We start from the raw sequence: 19,133 nt of genomic DNA on the forward strand, positions 1-19,133 counted from the left end.
ATGAGTTAAATGCGTTTGCCCGATGATGTTTTGGCGGAATTCTTGTTGCCCACGCGGGAGCTTAGGGAGGATCTGCCTTTCTTCACCAAAGTGCTTGGCATGCGGCTTGAGACGATTTTTCCCGCGGATGATCCTTCGGTGGCCAGTTTTTCGGGCCATGGGGTACGCGTGAGGCTTGAGCGGGGGGCGGATGTGGCGCCGGGGCATCTGCGCCTGCTCACCGATGCGCCCGACAGCATCGCAGAGGGCCAGCGGGAACTCACTGCGCCCAATGGCACGAAGATCGAGATCCTGCGGCGTAGCCCCCGCGTGGACCAGCCCGAGACGCAGCATGAGTTTGCCGTGCGGCGGCTGGCGGATGAGGCCCCATGGGTGATCGGCCGCGCGGGCATGCATTACCGCGATCTCATCCCGTCACGCCTCGGCGGCTCGATCATCGCCAGCCATATTCGCATCCCCGACGGCGGCACGGTGCCGGACATGGTGCATTACCATACCGTCGGCTTCCAGCTGATCTATTGCTACCGCGGCTGGGTCGACGTGCTTTACGAGGATCAGGGCGATGTGATCCGGCTCCATGCCGGGGATTGCGTGACCCAGCCGCCGGGCATCCGTCATCGCGTGGTCGAAGCCTCGCCCTCGATCGAGGTGATCGAGATCGGCGTTCCTGCGGAACATGTCACCACCATCGACCACGAGATGACCCTGCCCAATGGCAAAGGCGACCCGGCGCGCGAATGGGAGGGCCAGACCTTCGTGCATCACGTGAAGGAGGGGGTCGCGTCGCAGCCCTTCCGTATTCCGGGCTTCGTCGCGCGCGACACCGGGATCACCAAGGGCACCAAGGGCGTGGCCGGCATTCAGGTGGCGCGTTTCGACGGTGGCACGCCGCCGCCCGCGAAGCACGACGCCGACATTCACTTCAGCTTCGTCATGGAAGGCAGCATGACCCTGAACGCCGAAGGGCAGGAGCCGCGCAAATTGGAGGCAGGCGATGCCTTCGTCATCCCGCCGGGCATGGTGGCGCAATATAGCAATTGCTCGCCCGACCTCGAATTGCTCGAAGCCGGGCTGCGCGGTGATTTCTCGACGACGCTCTTAGCCTAGGCGCGCGGCCACCTCGGCCTGCACTTTCTCGGCTGCGGCCTCTTTCACGGGGCCGTAGCCGCGGATTTCCATCGGTGCGGAAAGCACCGCCAGCGCCGCATCATGGGGCAGGGCGGGGGCCTGTGCCATGACCTCCTCGTACCAGCCGATCAGGGCGACCTCGAGCTTGCGGTCGGCGCCGTAGCTGAACGGGTCGGCCCATGTGCCGCGCAGCGGTTTCATCGCCGCCAGAAGGTCGAAGGCGCGGCCCATCCAGGGGCCGAACTTGCGCTTGTTGGGGCGTCCGCGGCCATCCGTGCCGGTGGGCCATGCGGGCGGGGCGAGGTGGTAATGCACCTTGTAGTCGCCCTCGAACGTATCGGCGATACGCTCCTCGAAACCGCTCTGCCGGTGCAGGCGCGCGACCTCGTATTCGTCTTTGTAAGCCATCAGCTTGAACAGCGATTTCGCCGCCGCGCGCATCAGGTCGTCGGCGCCTTCGGGCAGCTTGCCCGCCAGCGCATCGAGCTTGGCCTTGTAGCGCTGGGCGTAGGCGGCGTTCTGGTAGCCGGTGAGGAACTCCATCCGCCGCGCGATCAGGCCTTCGACACTGTCGTCGGGTGCAGGCGCGGGGGCGAAATGCGCCTCGATCGCCTGCGGGTTGCCCGCCATGACCCGGCCAAAGCCAAAGGCTGCGCGGTTCTTGTCGGGCACCACGCCGTTCAATTCGATTGCCTGCTCAAGCGCTGTGAGCGAGACCGGCACGAGACCCTTCTGCCAAGCGAAACCGAGCATCATCACATTGGCGAACACCGCGTCGCCCATCAGCTTCTCGGCCATGGCGTTGGCGTCGAAAGCGGCAAGGTTCTCGGTCCCCACGGCCTGCGCGATCACCGCCTCGCGGTCGTCGATGCGCAACTCGGCGTCGCGGTTCAGAACCAGATCGCCCGTGGGCATTTCGGCACGGTTCAGCACGATCCGGGTGCCGCGCCGGTAGTGGGCCGAGGCCTTGGGCGCGGAACTCACGACCATGTCGCAGCCGATCACCGCATCTGCGCCGCCCTGATCGATGCGCACTTGATGCACCTCCTCGGGACGCTTGGCGAGGCGCACATAGCCCAGCACCGTACCGAATTTCTGCGCAAAACCGGTGAAGTCGAGCACGCTGGAGCCCAACCCCTCGAGATGCGCGGCCATGGTGATGAGCGCGCCCACGGTCACCACGCCGGTGCCGCCGACGCCGGTCACCAGCAGGTTGAAGGGCCGGTCGAGCTTGGGCAACTCCGGCATCGGCAACTGCGCCGACAGACCCGCCACGTCCAACCCCGCGCCGGAGCGTTTGCGGCGGCTGCCGCCCTCGACCGTCACGAAGGAGGGGCAGAAGCCGTTGAGGCAGGAGTAATCCTTGTTGCAGGTGGACTGGTTGATCTGCCGCTTGGTGCCGAGCTCGGTCTTTTTTGGCTCGACGCTGAGACAGTTCGACTCGAGGCTGCAATCGCCACAGCCCTCGCAGACCAGATCGTTGATCATCACGAATTTCTTCGGGTCGTCCATCAGCCTGCGCTTGCGCTTGCGGCGCTTCTCGGTGGCGCAGGTCTGCTCGTAGATCAGCACGGTGACGCCCGGGATCTCGCGCAGCTCGCGCTGCACGCGGTCGAGATCGCCGCGGTGGTCGAATGTGGTGCCATCCGGGAAGTCGCCCTTGGGAAGCAGTTCGGGCCGGTCCGAGACCAGCGCGATCCGCTCCACCCCCTCGGCGCGGCAGGCCTGCGCGATGGCGGCGACGGAAACGGGGCCGTCCACCGGCTGGCCACCGGTCATAGCAACCGCGTCGTTGTAGAGGATCTTGTAGGTGATGTTGGTCTTCGCCGCGACCGCCTGTCGGATCGCCAGCGAGCCGGAGTGATACCAGGTGCCCTCGCCAAGGTTCTGGAAGACGTGCTTGTTCCCGTTAAACATCGAAGCCGCGATCCACGGCACGCCTTCGCCGCCCATCTGGGCGAAACCCGCCGTCTCGCGGTCCATCCAGGAGGCCATGACATGGCAGCCAATGCCGGAGTTGGCCTTCGACCCCACCGGCAGCTTGGTGGAGGAGTTATGCGGGCAGCCGGAGCAGAAATAAGGGGTGCGGGTGGCGCCCTCGACGTTCAGCAGCACGGGCGGCTGGTCGGTCAGCGTGCGGGCTTTTTCGAGCAGCTTCTCTTCGGGGAAGAAGGCATCGAGACGTGCAGCGATGATCGGCACCAGCTTCAGCGGCGACAGCTCCCCGGTCCAGGGCACCAGTTCCTCTAGGTTCTCGTCGTGCTTGCCGACCATCCGCGCGGGCTTGGAGCCGGGCCAGTCGTAGAAAGCCTCTTTGAACTGGCTCTCGATGATGCCGCGTTTCTCTTCGATCACAAGCACTTCGCGCTTGCCCTTCACGAAGTCGAGCGCGTCGTCCAGCGCCAGCGGCCAGACCATGCCGATCTTGTAGATGTCGATGCCGAGACGACGGCAGGCGGCCTCGTCGAGGCCCAGAAGCCGGAGTGCCTCCATCGTGTCGAGATGGCCCTTGCCGGTGGTGACGATTCCGAAGGAGGCGTCCTGCGTCTCGTAAATATGCCGATCGATCGGGTTGGCGCGCATGAAGGCCTGAACCGCGTCGAGCTTGTGGTGCAGCCGCGTCTCGATCTCGGGGGAGGGGAGATCGCCCAAGCGCACATGCAGCCCGCCCGGGGGGGCGGTGTAGTCAGGCTGCTTGAACACGCGGTCCGGGGTCAGCTCGACCGAGGCGCCGCTCTCCACGGTTTCGGAGATCGCCTTGAAGCCGACCCATGTGCCCGAGAAACGCGACAGCGCGATGCCGTATTCGCCGAAGGCTTGATATTCGGCGACGGAAGCCGGGTTCAGCGTTGGCACGAACCACGACATGAAGCCCACGTCGGACTGGTGCGGCATCGACGACGACACACAGCCGTGGTCGTCGCCCGCCACCACCAGCACACCGCCCTTGGGCGCGGAGCCATAGGCGTTGCCGTGTTTCAGCGCGTCGCCCGAGCGGTCCACCCCCGGGCCCTTGCCGTACCACATGGAGAAGACGCCCTCGACCTCCGCCTGCGGGTCGAGATGGGCCTGCTGCGCGCCCAAGACCGCGGTGGCGCCGAGGTCTTCGTTCACCGCCGGAAGGAACTTCACGCCCGCCTCGGCCACGCGGTCCTTGATGCGCCAGTATTCCAGATCGAGCCCGCCCAGAGGCGAGCCGCGGTAGCCTGAGACGAAACCGGCGGTATTTAACCCCGCTGCGCGATCACGCCGGGCCTGATCCAGCATGATGCGCACCAGCGCCTGCGTCCCGGTCAGAAAGACGCGGCCTTCGGTCTGATCATAGCGGTCATCAAGTTTATAAGTGATAAATTCACGCGGTTGTTCTGTCATGGGGGTCTCCTCACTGAGAAGTGTACCGCAGGATGCGCGAATTTTTGCACCAATTTTACTGGCTTTGTCGCGGATGTCTGAATAAATTATCCGGAAGAACTTTTCAGAATGAAAGATTTACCCGATGACTGAAATGGATGCGACGGACCGACAGCTTGTGTTCCTGCTCCAGCAGGATTCGCGCCTGCCCAACGCACAGCTGGCCGCAAAGCTGAACATATCCGCTTCCGCCTGCTGGCGGCGGGTCAAGGCGTTGGAGCAGGCGGGGGTGATCAAACGTTACGCCGCCGTGGTCGACCCCAAGGCGATGGGGCTGGGGTTCGAGGCAATGGTGCATGTGCATCTGACGCGGCATGACGCCTCGGCCCTCGCCAGTTTCATCCGCGCGATCCAAAGCCGGACAGAGGTGACGGAGTGTTTCGCCACCACGGGCCAAGCGGATTATCACCTGCGCGTGCTGTGCCGCGATATCGACGCCTATAACGCCTTTTTGGAGAGCTTTTTGTTCCTGCATCCGGCGGTGAATTCGGCCACGACGAATGTGATCCTGCGGCAGATCAAATCCGACGCGCCGATCACCGGTTGAGGCGATCAGGGCGGCGTTTTCTGCGTTGGACATTTGCCGCATGCGTGCTTCATAAAGCAACAAAGATCACACCCGAAGGAGAGACCCATGATGAGAACCCGTGCCGCCGTTGCCGTGGAAGCCGGCAAACCGCTTGAAATCATGGAGGTGAACCTCGAAGGCCCGAAACGGGGCGAGGTCTTGGTCGAGATCAAGGCGACCGGCCTGTGCCACACCGATGAGTTCACCCGCTCGGGCGACGACCCCGAAGGCATCTTCCCCGCCATCCTCGGCCATGAGGGGGCGGGCGTCGTGCTGGAAGTGGGCGAGGGTGTCACTACGCTGGAGCCGGGCGATCACGTCATCCCGCTCTACACGCCGGAATGCCGGGAGTGCGAATATTGTCTCAGCGGTAAGACCAACCTGTGTCAGGCGATCCGCGTGACCCAAGGCCAAGGTAAGCTGCCCGATGGCACGACACGCTTCTCAATGCTAGATGGCACGCCGATCCACCACTACATGGGCTGTTCGACCTTCGCCAATCACACCGTGGTGCCCGAAATCGCGTTGGCGAAAGTGCGCAAGGACGCGCCTTTTGACAAGATTTGCTACATCGGCTGTGGCGTCACCACCGGCATCGGTGCCGTCATTAACACCGCCAAGGTCGAGTTGGGCGCGCGTTGCGTGGTCTTTGGACTGGGCGGCATCGGGCTGAACGTCATTCAGGGGCTGCGAATGGCCGGGGCGGATCAGATCGTGGGCGTCGACCTTAATGACGACAAGGAAGAGGCCGCGCGTTACTTCGGTATGACCGATTTCGTGAACCCTTCGAAGGTCGAGGGCGATCTGGTGGCGCATCTGGTTGAGCTGACCAAGGGCGGTGCGGATTATTCCTTTGACGCCACGGGCAACACCAAAGTCATGCGCGACGCGCTGGAATGCGCGCATAAGGGCTGGGGCGAGAGCATCATCATCGGCGTGGCACCCGCGGGGGCCGAGATTTCGACGCGGCCTTTCCAACTGGTCACCGGTCGGGTCTGGCGCGGCACCGCCTTTGGCGGGGCCAAGGGGCGGACGGATGTGCCCAAGATCGTCGATTGGTACATGAACGGCAAGATTGAGATCGACCCGATGATCACCCATAAACTGACTTTGGATCAGATCAACGAAGGCTTCGATCTGATGCACAAGGGTGAATCGATCCGCGCAGTCGTCGAGTTTTAAGCGTTGGGCTGGAGGGCTGCGCGCGCTCCAGCCTAGACCTCTGCCGCGAGGGAGAGGAACAGGTCGACATCCATATAGGTCTCGACATGATCGGCCAGCGCGTCCAGCACCTCTTCCACCCCGGTTTCAAAATCCAGCGATGAGGTGACGCCGAAGCCGCCAAGATAGGCGCGACGGAAGGCATCCGAGCTGAAAATCCCGTGCATATAGCAGCCCTGCACCCGGCCCGAAGGGGAGGCCGCGCCCTCGGGCGTGCCGTCGAAAGCCAGCCACGCGCGGGCGCAATCGGGGCCGGTGGTTTCTCCGATATGGATCTCATAGCCAGTGAGGGCGGTGCCGCTGGCGGGGTGCTGGCCGACCTTTTCCGACAGATGTTTCAGCGGGGCCATCGTGGTTTCTACATCCAAATGCCCCAGCCCCGCCACCCGCGCCGCCGGGCCTTCGATCCCCTCGGGATCGGTGATGGTCTTGCCCAGCATCTGATAGCCGCCGCAAAGGCCCAGCACATGGCCGCCGCGCCGGATATGGGCGGCAAGGTCGATGTCCCACCCCTCGGCCCGGAAGGCTTCGAGGTCGGAGATCGTGGATTTACTGCCGACCATGAGCACCAGATCGGCCTCGGCGGGCAAATGGCTGCCCGGCATGATCATCCGCAGGTCGACGCCCGGCTCAGCCGCCAGCGGATCGAGGTCATCGAAATTGGCGATCCGGGGCAGGCGCGGCACGGCGATAACACAGCCCGACCCGCCAGAGCGCGCGCGGGCGGGCAGGTCCATCACGTCTTCGGCGGGCAGGCGGTGGGCGGCGTCGAACCACGGGATCACCCCAAGGCTCGGCCAGCCGGTACGCGCGGCGATGTCATCGCGCCCCGCGTCAAAGAGACTGCGGTCGCCGCGGAATTTGTTCACCGCAAAGCCGCGGATCAGCGCGTTATCCTCAGGGGAGAGCACAGCCTGTGTGCCGACGATCTGCGCGATCACCCCGCCGCGGTCGATGTCGCCCATCAGCACCACCGACACCCCGGCGGCGCGGGCAAAGCCCATATTGGCGATGTCGCCCGCCCGCAGGTTCGTCTCAGCCGGGGAGCCCGCACCCTCGATCACGATCAGGTCGCAGCTTTCGGCCAAACGGTGAAAGGATTGCAGTACCGCGGGCATCAGGCTGGCTTTGTTGCGGCCAAATTCCCGCGCCTCTTGCTGGCCTGCGATCCTGCCTTGCACCACCACCTGCGCGCCGGTGGCGCTCTGGGGTTTCAGCAGCACCGGGTTCATATCCGTATGCGGGGCCACGCCCGCCGCGCGGGCCTGCAACGCCTGCGCGCGGCCAATCTCGCCCCCGTCTTCGGTGACGGCGGCGTTGTTGGACATGTTCTGCGGTTTGAAAGGGCGCACACGCAGGCCACGCCGGGCGCAGGCGCGGATCAATCCGGCGACGATCATCGACTTGCCGACATTGCTGCCGGTGCCTTGGATCATGATGGCTTTGGTCATATCTGCTTGCCCTTGGTTTCGCGCAAATTGGCGCAAATCAGCGGCAGGGGAAAGCCCATCGCCGGGGGGCAGACACAAAAAAACGCAGCCCGAAGGCTGCGTCAATTGCGCCGTTTGGCGTATATGTCTCAGGCGGCTTCGGCCTGCAGCGCGGCATTGCGGCGCTCGGATTCTTCACGCGACAGGGCGACGGAGGTCCGCACGCCTTTGCCGACGAATTCCATCAAACCTTCGACGACCCGCTCGTTGGGGTCGATACCGGCACAGCTCAGAACCTCGCGGCCATCGCGCGAGCGGGCCCAGCGGGCGATCTGTTCAGGGCCGTTGCCATATTTCTTGTCATCGGCAATTGCGTCATCCAAAGCAGCTAGCACCACAGCAGCAAAGAGCTTGCGTGCGCGGTTGCCTTGCTCGTTGTTGAAAGCGGTGCCATCAACGAAATCTTTCATCTCGTCGTCCTTTCGATTATTCTTGCTCTTGTCATTCGGGCGTGGAGGCCCTTATGACGGATATCTTTTGATTCGGATACCTCTATTTAGCATATCTCCCATGCAGCTTGCGCATATCTAGTTGGTGTGGCAGCAGAGAATAACGCCTGCTTGCAGGGGACCATCCCTCCCGATATAGACCCGAACATCATATCATCAACCTTATGTCGTGGTTTTGTCACATGCCCAAGATTAACGGAAACGAGATCCGCCCCGGAAACGTCCTTGAACATAACGGTGGCCTCTGGGCGGCTGTGAAGGTCGATCACGTGAAGCCCGGCAAGGGCGGCGCCTTTGCCCAAGTCGAGATGCGCAACCTGCGCAACGGCTCCAAATTGAACGAACGCTTCCGTTCCGCCGACAAGGTCGAGCGGGTGCGTTTGGAGCAAAAAGACCAGCAATTTCTGTATGAAGACGATGGTATGCTGGTGGTGATGGACACCGAAACCTATGAGCAGGTGCAGCTGCCTGCCGAGCTTTTGGGAGAGCGCCGCCCCTTCTTGCAGGACGGCATGATGATCGTGGTCGAATATCACGAGGAAGAGGCGCTGAACGCCTCGCTGCCGCAGAAGGTGACCTGCAAAGTGGCCGAGACCGAGCCGGTGGTGAAGGGCCAGACGGCGGCGAATTCCTTCAAGCCTGCTGTGCTCGACAACGGTGTGAAGATCACCGTGCCGCCCTTCGTGGGCCAAGACGAAGACATCGTCGTGAACACGGAAACCATGGAATATGTCGAACGGGCCTGACGCGACGTCATCTTTGGTAAAGGAGATCAGCCCCGGTTTTGCCGGGGCTTTTTGTTTCGTGGGGCCTTTCAGCGGCGCGCGGTGCTCAGGTCGCAGGGCCGGGCCAAGTGACCTCTGCACCTTCGGCTTGCATCGGGCCTTTGGCGCGGTCGAACCGCAAATGCGCCAAAGCCTGACCGCCCGCTTGGGTGTAAAGCGTGCCCGCGGGTTTCCCCTCTGCCGTGATTGCCGTGCCGGGGGCGGCGCTGCCGCTGACCTCGACCCGGGTCAGCCCTTTGCGCAACTCGGTCTTGTGTTTCATCCGGGCGGTCACCTCTTGGCCGACATAGCAGCCTTTGCGGAAATCCAGCCCGTTGATCCGATCGAACCCCGCCTCAAGGATAAAGGTATCGGGGGTGAGTTCGATCCCCGCCTCGGGGATCAGATGCGCCACGCGCAGAGCGTCCCAATCGGTCGTGTCTTCGGTCTGCGGCGTGTCGCGATAGGCGCGCCAGCCCATTTCAGGATGACGCGGATCGGCCACGGCATCATCGGGCGCGGGGCCGGTGCCACGGTGCAGGTGTAGGCCCGTGGACTCAATGGTCACCTTCGCCCGCAGCTTGTACATCGACAGCCGCTGGGTCAGCATATCACCGAGCCTTTCGTCCACGTCCAGCAGGACGTTATCGCCATCGGCGATCAGAAAGAAATCGGCCATATATTTGCCCTGCGGCGTCAGCAGGGCGGCATAGACCGGGCCTTGGTCCAGTTTGCCGACGTCATTGGTCACGATTCCTTGCAAAAAGTCGCGGGTGTCGGGGCCGGAGAGGCGCAGAATGCGGCGCGGGGTCATGCGGGTGTCCTTCGATTGCTGGCCATGACATATAACCTGTCAAAGCCATCCAAAAGGGGCAACCATGCGCGCGCCGATCTCTGTAGTCATTCCCAGCCTTAACGCGGCCACGGCGCTGCCCGCTTGCCTCGCCGCTCTGGTCGAAGGCTTGCAGGCCGGGCTGATCCGCGAGGTGATCTTGAGCGATGGCGGCTCCACGGATGGCACGCGCGCGCTGGCCGACGGCTGGGGGGCTGAGGTCGTCTCGGGCGCGCCTTCGCGGGGGGGGCAGTTGCGGCGTGGGTGCGACGCGGCGCAGGGCGCATGGCTCTTGGTGCTGCACGCCGACACGGTGCTGGCCCCGGGCTGGAGCGATGCGGTGCAGGATCACATGGCGCACAGGGCCGAAGGCGCGGGGTGGTTCCGCCTGCGCTTCGATCAGCGCGGTCTGGCGCCGCGCTTGGTGGCGGGCTGGGCGAACCTGCGCAGTGGTCTTGGCCTGCCCTATGGAGATCAGGGGTTGCTGTTGCCCCGCGCGCTTTATGACGCGGTGGGCGGCTATCCCGATCAGCCGCTGATGGAGGACGTAGCACTGGCCCGCGCCCTGCGCGGTCGCTTGAGCCGGCTCAATGGCGTCGCCGTGACCAGTGCTGAGAAATACCGCCGTCAGGGCTGGCTGCGGCGCGGGGGGCGCAATCTCTGGACACTGACCCGCTATGCGATGGGGGCCAGCCCCGAGGCGCTCGCCGAAAGCTACCGGCGTTCGTGAAAGGGGCGCGGGTTTGCCCACGCCCCGCGCATTCAGTTAAAGAACGCCGCCCCGATCCGTTGGAGCAGATTGGGCTGGCGCGCCCTTTCGCGGCGTTTCTTCGCGGAGAGGGCGCTGAGGCCGCGGGCGTCCGATACGGTCTTTCCGTCGCGATATTGCAGGCGGTAGAGGTCGGCATAGATGCCGCCGCGTTCCATCAGCTCGTCATGGGTGCCCTCATCGGTGACGCGGCCCCGGTCCATCACCACGATCTTATCCGCGCTGCGGATGGTCGACAGCCGGTGCGCGATGACGATGGTGGTGCGGCCCTTGGCGAGGCGATCAAGCGCATCCTGCACGACCTGTTCCGATTGCGCGTCCAAGGCGCTGGTGGCCTCATCCAGCAGCAGGATCGGCGTGTCGCGCAGCAGGGCGCGGGCGATCACCACGCGCTGGCGCTGCCCGCCCGACAGGGCTGAGCCGCGTGGGCCGACGCGGGTTTCCAGCCCCTGTTCCAACTGCGGCAGGAAGTCCGCCACATGGGCGGCTTTCAGCACACGGTCGAGCTCTTCGTCGGTGACATTCTCGCGGCCCAGCACGATGTTCTCGCGCAGGGTTTCATCGAACAAGAGCGCTTCCTGCGTCACGACAGAGAAGAGGCCGCGCAGGTCCGGTATGGTCATCGCGCTGGTGTCGACCCCGCCGATCCGCACGCTGCCGCTTTGTGGATCCACCAGCCGGGTGAGCAGGTTGAAGATGGTCGATTTCCCCGCCCCCGAGGCGCCGACCAGTGCGGTCGTCTGGCCCGCTTTCGCGGTCAGGTCCAAGCCGTTCAACACCTTCGTGTCGCCGTAGGAGAGCGAGACATCTGTCAGGGTCACATCGGGCGGGCCATCGGGCGCGGCCTGCGCTTTGTCGGGGCTGCGCAGGTGCAGGGGCGCATCGAGCAATTCCTTGATACGTTCCAGCGCGGCGGCGGCCATCTGCCATAGGCCGCTGATCGCACCAAGGCGGCGCAGGGGGGAGAACATGAACCCCAGCGAGGTAAAGAAGGTCATGAACTCGCCAATGGTTTTGTTGCCCGCGATGATCTCGGACCCGCCGTAGACGATCACGGCCATGAAGCCGATGCCCGACATGATGTCGATCATCGCCGGGATCGCGGAGTTGCCAAAGGCGGCACGGACTTCGGTGCGAATAAAGGTGCGCGTCAACTCGCGGTATTGCCGGGCTTGGTAGTCCTCTAGCGCGTTGAGCTTGATCTGCACGATGCCGTGGAAAACCTCGTCCAGCCGGGTCGAAAGGCTGGCCCCGATATCGCGCGCCTCGCGGGAGCGGGCGCGGACGAAACGCTGGGCGATGGCGGCGGGCAGCACCATCAGCGGCACGCCGACCATCGCCAAAAGTGCCCAAATCGGGTCAATCGCGATGGCCACGCCCATGAGGATCACCAGCCCCACCAGATCGCGCCCCGCGCCGGTGATTACCGCGCGCCAGACATCGCTGACCGCATTCACATCCGATTGCACGCGCTGGACAAGAAAGCCGGGCGGGTGGCTTTGGTGAAAGGCACCGTCTTGCTGCATCATCCGGTCGAGCAGGTCGATGCGCAGGTCCGCTGCCGTGCGCTGTGCCACGCGGGTCAGCAGCACCTTTTGCACCACCGTGGCGAGCGCCCGCAGCGCAAAGATCGCCACCAGCACCAGCCCGACCCAAACCAGCGCCCCGCGGTCACCACCGACGAAGACGCGGTCAAACATCGGCTCCATCAGTTTCGCCAGCACGCCCAAGGTCGAGCCTTCGATGATCATGAAGATCACCGCGATGGCCATCAGACCGGTGTGTTTCTTTAGATAGTCCCGCCAAAGCCAGCGCATCAACTGCGCGGAGGTGTAACTGTCATCATTCATACCGGTGCCTGATCCTTTTGGGCAGTCGGATCCCGTGTACGAAAGCCGCGCAGGCAGGGCAAGCCGTCGCGCAGGTCGGGCAAGGCGGGCAGGGGGTGGCCTGAGCGGGTGGAAGGGCGGCGCGGGGGCGCGCCTTACCTAAGGTCCGATCGCGTGTTGACCCCGGCCTGCCGGGCAGTAAGCTGCGCCCGACCGTCCCCCGGTCACGCATTTTCAAAACGGCAGCCAATATCATGACAAAGCAGAATAAACTCGCCCCCGGTCGTTCGTACCTCGCCATTCCCGGCCCCTCGGTCATGCCCGACGCGGTGCTGAGCGCGATGCACCGTGCGGCTCCCAATATCTATGAAGGCGAGTTGGTCGAAATGATGCCTGCGCTGGCCGCTGACCTGAAGCGCGTGGCGCGTACAGATCGTCATGTGGCGATGTATATCAGCAACGGCCACGGCGCTTGGGAAGCTGCGCTGAGCAATGTCATAGCCTCCGGCGACCGGGTGCTGGTGCTGGCCACGGGGCGTTTCGGCCATGGCTGGGCCGAAATGGCGACGGGGCTGGGGGCGGAGGTGGATATCCTCGACTTTGGCCGCAACGCGCCCGTCGATCTGACGCAGGTGGCCGAACGTTTGAAGGCCGATAGCGGCCATCAGATCAAAGCGGTGATGGCGGTGCATGTGGACACCTCAAGCTCGGTCCGCAACGATGTGCCGGGCCTGCGCCGCCTGTTGGATGAGGCGGGCCATCCCGCGCTCTTGATGGCGGATTGCATCGCGTCATTGGGTTGTGAGCGCTTTGAGATGGACGCTTGGGGTGTCGATGTCATGGTCACCGCTTCGCAAAAGGGGCTGATGGTGCCGCCGGGCATGGCCTTCGTCTTTTTCAACGACCGGGCCGAGGAAGCCCGTGCGCGTCTGCCCCGCGTGAGCCGCTATTGGGACTGGTCGCCGCGCGCCCATGCGCAGGAGTTTTATCAATACCACGGGGGCACGGCGCCGACGCATCACCTCTACGGCCTGCGCGCCGCCCTCGACATCATCCATGAAGAAGGGATCGAGCAGGTCTGGCAGCGCCATGAAACGCTGGCCCGTGCGGTTTGGGCGGCCTGCGAGGCGTGGTCGGCGGAAGGCAGCCTGCGCTTCAACATCGAAGACCGCGCCCTGCGGAGCCATGCCGTCACCGCGCTGCGGCTGCAAGCGCCCCATGCGACCGAGTTACGCGACTGGGTGCAGGGCAATCTGGGGCTGACACTGGGCGTGGGGCTGGGCATGGCCCTGCCGGGGGAGCCTGCGTGGCACGGGTTCTTCCGCCTTGGCCATATGGGCCATGTGAACGGCCATATGATCATGGGGCTGCTTGGCGGGATCGAAGCCGGGCTTTCGGCGCTGAAGATCGACCACGGCCCGGGCGCCTTGCAAGCGGCGGCGGAGGTGATCGGCGGGGCTTAAGCCCCGCGCGCGTCCGTTAAGGCCTTGGGCAAGGCGGCGGCGAAGTGATCCAGCTCCTCCGCCGTGCTGCAACTGATGCGGATGCAGCGGTTTTGCGGGGCGGCAAAGGGCATGCGCACGAAGATCCCCCGCGCCACCAGCGCGTCGAGCACCGCCTTGGCGAAGGCGCCATCGCGGCCACAGTCGACCGCAACGAAATTGGCGGCAGAGGGGAGGGTGCTCAGCCCGTTTTCTTCAGCGATTTGGACGATCCGGCGGCGCGCCTCGGCGATCTTGGTCTGAACCTCTTTCAGGTAGCTCTGATCCTGCACCGCCGCCAAGGCCCCCGCCTGCGCTGCGCGGTTCAGGCCAAAGTGATTGCGGACCTTGTGAAAGGCGGTGATCAACGCGGGCGCGGCAATGGCATAGCCGATCCGCGCCCCGGCAAGGCCGTAGGCTTTGGAGAAGGTGCGCATCCGGATCACCCGTGGGTCATCGGCGGAAAGTTCGGGCGCGGTGCCCTCGGGGGCGCATTCGATATAGGCTTCATCCAGCAAAAGCAGGCTGCCTTGGGGCAGGTCGTCGAGCGCGCGTGCCAGTGCCGCGCCCTCATGCCAAGTGCCCATCGGGTTGTCGGGGTTCGCGAGGTAGACGAGCTTGGCATCCACCTCCGCCGCCTTGGCGAAAAGCGCCGCCGGGTCTTCGTGATCGTCGCGGTAGGGCACCTTGTGCAGCACGCCGCCAAAGCCCGTGACGTGGTAGTTGAAGGTTGGGTAAGCGCCTTCGGAGGTCACCACCGCATCGCCTTCGCCCACCAGCAGGCGCACGAGGTAGCCCAGCAGCCCGTCAATGCCTTCGCCGACGATGATGTTCTCGGGCGCGATGCCGTGCAATTCGGCCAGCGCCGCGCGCAGTTCCACGCTTTCAGAATCGCCATATTTCCACATCTCGGTCTTTGCCATGGCCGCGATGGCGCGGGGCGAGGGGCCAAAGACGTTTTCATTGGCGCCAAGCCGGGCTTTGAAGGGGCGGCCAAGGACGCGCTCCTGCGCTTCGGGGCCCACGAAGGGGACATTGGCGGGCAGACGTTGGGCGAGGGGGGTAAGGCGTGCATATGTCATGCGCCAAGGTGTAGGGGCGGGCCCGTGAGAGGGCAAGTGCCGCAGCACCTGCCGCCACGTTTTGCTGGTGCCGCGCGGTGATCTGCGCTGAACTGCGCCAAACATTCAGGAGAACAGCCATGCCCCGCGTCACCACCCGGATCGAAGACCATATCGCCCATGTGACCCTCACCCGCGCCGACAAGATGAACGCGGTGGATGATGAGATGATCAAGGCGATCATCGCGGCAGGGCAGGAGGTTGCGGCTTCGGACGCCCGGGTGGTGTTGCTCTCGGGCGAGGGCAAAGGCTTTTGCGCGGGCATTGATATCGGCGGGCTCTCGGGGATGCTGGGGCAGGATGTCGAGGCGTTGATCATGCCCCGCAGCCATGGCGAAGGCACGACGAACAAATGGCAAGAGGTGTCGATGGTTTGGCACCGTTTGGAAATCCCGGTCATCGCGGCGCTGCATGGGGTGGTTTTTGGCGCCGGGATGCAGCTGGCGCTTGGGGCGGATATTCGGATTGCCGCGCCGGATACGAAGCTCGCGGTGATGGAGATGAAATGGGGCATCGTGCCGGATATGGGCGGCATGGTGCTGCTGCCGCGTCTGGTGCGCTCGGACGTGTTGCGGCGGTTGACCTATACCGCCGCGCCGGTGGACGCCGCGCAGGCCGAGCGTTGGGGGTTGGTGACGGAAGTCGCCGATGATCCGCAGGCGGCCGCGCTGGAACTGGCGCAGGTGATCGCGGGCAAAGGGCCGAATGCGATCCGCACGGCGAAGCGGTTGATCGGATATGCGGAGACGGGCGCATCGGATGCGGATGTGCTCTTGGCCGAGTCGCGTGAGCAGGCGGCGCTGCTGGGCAAACCCGAGCAGATGGAGGTGATCGCGGCGGAATTCGGCAAGCGGCCCGCGGTGTTCAAGTAAGCCGGCCTGCAAACCGGTCACATTGAACGAACCAGCCCGGGATCAAGGCCGCAGGCCGCCGGGCAGCGCCAGACCGCCCCCCGGGCTGGCGCTTTTGCAATCGAAGTGCATTCCTGTCAGCTTGGCATAAACGCGGCAGAGATAAACTGCCCAACTGCCCCGTATGCAGCGCCACCCCGCGGTCTGGCGCTGCCCGGCTTTGTTGGTCTCAGCCCAGTTCCGCCAGCCGGTCCAGTGCGGCCTGCAATTGGTCCGCCTCTTCCTGACGTGCCGCGAGATTCGCCTGCGCTTCGGCCACGACCTCTTCCGGCGCAGAGGCGGCGAATTTAGGGTTATTCAAACGCCCCTTCAGCCCACCGATCTCCTTGCCCAGCTTGTCGAGCGACTTCTGCAGGCGCGCCTTCTCAGCATCGATGTCGATGAGACCGGCCAAGGGCAGGCCGAAGCTCGCCCCCGGGGCGGCGATCGAGACGGTGCCTTTCGGGAAGCTGTCGGCTTTCTCAAGGCTCTCGACCCGCGCCAGGCGCTTGATCATCACCTCGTTGCGGTCCCAAGCGCCTTGTGCCGCCTCGTCCATCTCGGTCACCAGCATCGGCACCTTCAGCCCAGCGGGCACATGCATCTGCTGACGGGCCGAGCGGATGCTCTCGATGAGGCCGATCACCCAGTTGAGCTCCCGGTCCGCGTCGGCATCGAGCAGATCGGCAGTGGTGTAGGCGGGCCAATCGGTGAGGGCCAGAAGCTCATCACGCTTGGCGGTGGTCTGCCAAAGTTCCTCGGTGATGAAGGGCATGATCGGATGCAGCAGGATCAGGCATTGCTCCAGCACCCAGGCCATGGTGGCGCGGGTTTCCTCGGCCTCGGGCGCGTCGTCCTGCATCAGCGGCTTCGACAGCTCCACATACCAGTCGCAGACCTTGCCCCAGACAAAGGCGTAAAGCGCATTGGCCGCGTCGTTGAAGCGGAAGTTGCCGAGTGCGGCGTCAACCTCCTCGCGCACGCGGGCGGTCTCGCCCACGATCCATTTGTTCAGCGTCGCGGTGGGCTGGGGCATCCCAGCGGGCATGGCCTCAAACACGCCGTTCATCTCGGCGAAGCGATGGGCGTTCCAGAGCTTGGTGCCGAAGTTGCGATAGCCGGCGATGCGCTGTGTCGAGAGCTTCAGATCACGCCCCATGGCGGCCATGGAGGTCAGGGTGAAGCGCACGGCGTCGGCGCCGTAGTCGTCGATCAGCTCCAGCGGGTCGAGCACATTGCCCAAGCTCTTCGACATCTTCTTGCCCTTCTCATCGCGCACCAGCGCGTGGACATAGACGGTGTCGAAAGGTTTCTGATCGACCACGGCATATTGCATCATCATCATCCGGGCGACCCAGAAGAAGATGATGTCAAAACCGGTGACCAGAACGGAGGTGGGGAAGTACTTTTCCAGTTCCGCGGTTTGCTCGGGCCAACCCAGCGTGCCGATGGGCCAAAGGCCGGAGGAAAACCACGTGTCGAGCACATCGGGATCGCGGCGCAGGGTCTTGCCGGGGGCCATGGCCTGCGCCTCAGCCTCGGTCGGCGCGCAATACTCGTTGCCCTCGTCGTCGAACCACACCGGGATCTGATGGCCCCACCAGAGCTGGCGCGAGATGCACCACGGCTCGATGTTCTCCAACCAGTGGAAGTACACTTTGCGGTCCTGCTCGGGCAGGATCGTCACTTCGCCCGAGCGCACGGCGTCGATGGCGGGCTGCACGATCTTGTCGGTGGCGACGAACCACTGGTCGGTCAGCATCGGCTCGATCACCACCTTGGAGCGGTCGCCGAAGGGCTGCATGATCTTCTTAGCCTCGACCAGCGGCACGAGGTTCTCTTCCTCGGTGCGCATCTCACCGCCTTCACCGGGCTCGACGGGGGCTTTCTTGGCGGCGCGGCCAAGGCGCGGGTCGGTCGCCTCGGTCATCACGGCGAGGCCCTCGGCGGTCACGTCCGCGACCACGCGCTTGCGGGCCTCAAAACGGTCGAGGCCGCGGTAGGCTTCCGGCACGAGGTTGATCTCGGTCGCATCCTCGGGCGCGGCTTCGGAACCATCGGCGATGGCCTGCGCGCGCGCGGCGGCCTGATCGTAGGGCAGGCCATCGGCGCGCATCCGGCCTTGGGTGTCCATCAGCGCGTAAAGCGGGATGTTGTTGCGCTTGGCCACGCCGTAGTCGTTGAAGTCATGCGCGCCGGTGATCTTCACCGCGCCCGAGCCGAAGTTCTTGTCCGGATATTCGTCGGTGATGATCGGAATGAGGCGGCGCTGCTCTTTCGGGCCAACGGGAATTTCACAGAGTTTCCCGATGATTGAGGCGTAACGCTCATCCGATGGATGAACTGCAACGGCACCGTCGCCGAGCATGGTCTCGGGCCGGGTGGTGGCGATGGAGATATAATCGCGCTGCTCTTCGAATACCACGTTACCGTCATCGTCACGCTCGACGTAGGTATAGGTCTCGCCCCCCGCCAACGGATATTTGAAGTGCCACATATGTCCATCGACCTCGGTGCTCTCGACCTCGAGGTCGGAGATCGCGGTCTCGAAATGCGGGTCCCAGTTGACCAGCCGCTTGCCGCGGTAGATCAGCCCCTTGTTGTACATGTCCACGAAGACCTTGATCACGGCATCGTGGAAATTGCCTTCCTCGCCCGCAGGCGCACCGGGCGCGCCGGACATGGTGAAGGCGTTGCGCGACCAGTCGCAAGAGGCGCCCAGACGGCGCAGCTGATCGATGATCGTGCCGCCGGATTTCTGCTTTTGCTCCCAAACCTTGGCGGTGAAGGCCTCGCGGCCCAGCTCGCGACGGCCCGGCTGGCCGGTGGCGGCCAACTCGCGTTCCACCACCATCTGCGTGGCGATGCCCGCGTGGTCTTGGCCGGGCTGCCAGAGGGTGTCGAAACCCTGCATCCGGTGCCAGCGCACGAGGATGTCCTGCAGCGTGTTGTTGAAGGCATGGCCCATGTGCAGCGAGCCTGTGACATTCGGCGGCGGGATCATCACCGAGAAATGCTCATCCCGCTGCGCATTCGCGCCCGCTTTGAACGCGCCCTTGGTCTCCCAATCGACGTAGATGCGGCTTTCCGCCTCGGCGGCGTTGAAGGTCTTTTCGAGTGCCATGGTCATGATCCCTTTTGTTGCGCCCCGTTTAGCGCTCTGGCGCGGTAAGGGAAAGA

The 19,133-nt window shown here is 64.3% G+C and carries 14 protein-coding genes; 7 read left to right on the forward strand and 7 right to left on the reverse strand.

The features are described from left to right. The first annotated feature begins 9 nt into the window (after positions 1–9). Entirely contained in the window at positions 10–1,107 is a 1,098-nt protein-coding gene (locus tag ACGYLA_RS14145; protein WP_394433340.1) for a cupin domain-containing protein, read from the forward strand. Here the strand turns inward: ACGYLA_RS14145 and ACGYLA_RS14150 are convergent. Continuing rightward, positions 1,099–4,500: an indolepyruvate ferredoxin oxidoreductase family protein gene (locus ACGYLA_RS14150; protein ID WP_394433342.1), complete on the reverse strand. Its 3,402-nt coding sequence runs from the start codon at positions 4,498–4,500 to the stop codon at positions 1,099–1,101. The genes ACGYLA_RS14145 and ACGYLA_RS14150 overlap by 9 nt on opposite strands. Positions 4,501–4,624: 124 nt before the next feature. On the opposite strand from ACGYLA_RS14150, the gene ACGYLA_RS14155 reads away from it, so the two are divergent. Further along, positions 4,625–5,086 carry an Lrp/AsnC family transcriptional regulator gene (locus ACGYLA_RS14155; RefSeq protein WP_394433344.1) on the forward strand — a complete coding sequence of 154 codons (462 nt, stop codon included), beginning with the start codon at positions 4,625–4,627 and terminating at the stop codon, positions 5,084–5,086. 90 nt (positions 5,087–5,176) lie between these two features. Continuing rightward, entirely contained in the window at positions 5,177–6,289 is a 1,113-nt protein-coding gene (locus ACGYLA_RS14160; RefSeq protein WP_394433448.1) for an S-(hydroxymethyl)glutathione dehydrogenase/class III alcohol dehydrogenase, read from the forward strand. A 32-nt stretch (positions 6,290–6,321) separates the two neighbouring features. Here the strand turns inward: ACGYLA_RS14160 and ACGYLA_RS14165 are convergent, their stop codons facing one another. Further along, positions 6,322–7,779, reverse strand: coding sequence for a cobyric acid synthase (locus ACGYLA_RS14165; RefSeq protein ID WP_394433346.1), 1,458 nt, complete (start codon positions 7,777–7,779; stop codon positions 6,322–6,324). Positions 7,780–7,907: 128 nt separating this feature from the next. Beyond that, complete coding sequence (locus ACGYLA_RS14170; protein WP_007120494.1) at positions 7,908–8,228, reverse strand: DUF6280 family protein; 321 nt, start codon at positions 8,226–8,228, stop codon at positions 7,908–7,910. A gap of 221 nt (positions 8,229–8,449) precedes the next feature. On the opposite strand from ACGYLA_RS14170, the gene efp reads away from it, so the two are divergent. Next, on the forward strand, positions 8,450–9,013 hold the full coding sequence (gene efp, locus ACGYLA_RS14175; protein ID WP_067265157.1) for an elongation factor P: 564 nt from the start codon (positions 8,450–8,452) through the stop codon (positions 9,011–9,013). Positions 9,014–9,098: 85 nt separating this feature from the next. Here efp and ACGYLA_RS14180 read toward each other — a convergent pair whose 3' ends face one another. Further along, entirely contained in the window at positions 9,099–9,845 is a 747-nt protein-coding gene (locus tag ACGYLA_RS14180; RefSeq protein WP_394433348.1) for a YgfZ/GcvT domain-containing protein, read from the reverse strand. 64 nt (positions 9,846–9,909) lie between these two features. On the opposite strand from ACGYLA_RS14180, the gene ACGYLA_RS14185 reads away from it, so the two are divergent. Beyond that, positions 9,910–10,593, forward strand: coding sequence for a TIGR04283 family arsenosugar biosynthesis glycosyltransferase (locus ACGYLA_RS14185; RefSeq protein ID WP_394433351.1), 684 nt, complete (start codon positions 9,910–9,912; stop codon positions 10,591–10,593). Between the two features lie 32 nt (positions 10,594–10,625). Here the strand turns inward: ACGYLA_RS14185 and ACGYLA_RS14190 are convergent, their stop codons facing one another. Further along, on the reverse strand, positions 10,626–12,482 hold the full coding sequence (locus ACGYLA_RS14190; RefSeq protein WP_067265149.1) for an ABC transporter ATP-binding protein: 1,857 nt from the start codon (positions 12,480–12,482) through the stop codon (positions 10,626–10,628). 233 nt (positions 12,483–12,715) lie between these two features. Between ACGYLA_RS14190 and ACGYLA_RS14195 the strand changes: the two genes are divergently transcribed. Then, entirely contained in the window at positions 12,716–13,924 is a 1,209-nt protein-coding gene (locus tag ACGYLA_RS14195; RefSeq protein WP_394433353.1) for a pyridoxal-phosphate-dependent aminotransferase family protein, read from the forward strand. Here the strand turns inward: ACGYLA_RS14195 and ACGYLA_RS14200 are convergent. Next, entirely contained in the window at positions 13,921–15,024 is a 1,104-nt protein-coding gene (locus ACGYLA_RS14200; RefSeq protein ID WP_394433355.1) for a pyridoxal phosphate-dependent aminotransferase, read from the reverse strand. The genes ACGYLA_RS14195 and ACGYLA_RS14200 overlap by 4 nt on opposite strands. 119 nt (positions 15,025–15,143) lie before the next feature. Between ACGYLA_RS14200 and ACGYLA_RS14205 the strand changes: the two genes are divergently transcribed. Continuing rightward, a complete protein-coding gene (locus ACGYLA_RS14205) occupies positions 15,144–15,935 on the forward strand; it encodes a crotonase/enoyl-CoA hydratase family protein (protein WP_394433357.1) in 792 nt (263 codons plus the stop codon). A gap of 208 nt (positions 15,936–16,143) precedes the next feature. Here the strand turns inward: ACGYLA_RS14205 and ACGYLA_RS14210 are convergent, their stop codons facing one another. Continuing rightward, positions 16,144–19,077, reverse strand: coding sequence for a valine--tRNA ligase (locus ACGYLA_RS14210; RefSeq protein WP_394433359.1), 2,934 nt, complete (start codon positions 19,075–19,077; stop codon positions 16,144–16,146). Positions 19,078–19,133: the final 56 nt, after the last annotated feature.

This window comes from Sulfitobacter sp. 1A13679, from assembly GCF_043557115.1.
In the GTDB taxonomy this organism is placed as follows: Bacteria; Pseudomonadota; Alphaproteobacteria; order Rhodobacterales; family Rhodobacteraceae; genus Sulfitobacter; species Sulfitobacter faviae.

Bases quoted from the DNA above. Each gene is read 5' to 3' on its own strand.
- ACGYLA_RS14145 (WP_394433340.1), top strand. From the start codon at position 10: ATGCGTTTGCCCGATGATGTTTTGGCGGAATTCTTGTTGCCCACGCGG.
- ACGYLA_RS14150 (WP_394433342.1), bottom strand. From the start codon at position 4,500: ATGACAGAACAACCGCGTGAATTTATCACTTATAAACTTGATGACCGC.
- ACGYLA_RS14155 (WP_394433344.1), top strand. From the start codon at position 4,625: ATGACTGAAATGGATGCGACGGACCGACAGCTTGTGTTCCTGCTCCAG.
- ACGYLA_RS14160 (WP_394433448.1), top strand. From the start codon at position 5,177: ATGAGAACCCGTGCCGCCGTTGCCGTGGAAGCCGGCAAACCGCTTGAA.
- ACGYLA_RS14165 (WP_394433346.1), bottom strand. From the start codon at position 7,779: ATGACCAAAGCCATCATGATCCAAGGCACCGGCAGCAATGTCGGCAAG.
- ACGYLA_RS14170 (WP_007120494.1), bottom strand. From the start codon at position 8,228: ATGAAAGATTTCGTTGATGGCACCGCTTTCAACAACGAGCAAGGCAAC.
- efp (WP_067265157.1), top strand. From the start codon at position 8,450: ATGCCCAAGATTAACGGAAACGAGATCCGCCCCGGAAACGTCCTTGAA.
- ACGYLA_RS14180 (WP_394433348.1), bottom strand. From the start codon at position 9,845: ATGACCCCGCGCCGCATTCTGCGCCTCTCCGGCCCCGACACCCGCGAC.
- ACGYLA_RS14185 (WP_394433351.1), top strand. From the start codon at position 9,910: ATGCGCGCGCCGATCTCTGTAGTCATTCCCAGCCTTAACGCGGCCACG.
- ACGYLA_RS14190 (WP_067265149.1), bottom strand. From the start codon at position 12,482: ATGAATGATGACAGTTACACCTCCGCGCAGTTGATGCGCTGGCTTTGG.
- ACGYLA_RS14195 (WP_394433353.1), top strand. From the start codon at position 12,716: ATGACAAAGCAGAATAAACTCGCCCCCGGTCGTTCGTACCTCGCCATT.
- ACGYLA_RS14200 (WP_394433355.1), bottom strand. From the start codon at position 15,024: ATGACATATGCACGCCTTACCCCCCTCGCCCAACGTCTGCCCGCCAAT.
- ACGYLA_RS14205 (WP_394433357.1), top strand. From the start codon at position 15,144: ATGCCCCGCGTCACCACCCGGATCGAAGACCATATCGCCCATGTGACC.
- ACGYLA_RS14210 (WP_394433359.1), bottom strand. From the start codon at position 19,077: ATGGCACTCGAAAAGACCTTCAACGCCGCCGAGGCGGAAAGCCGCATC.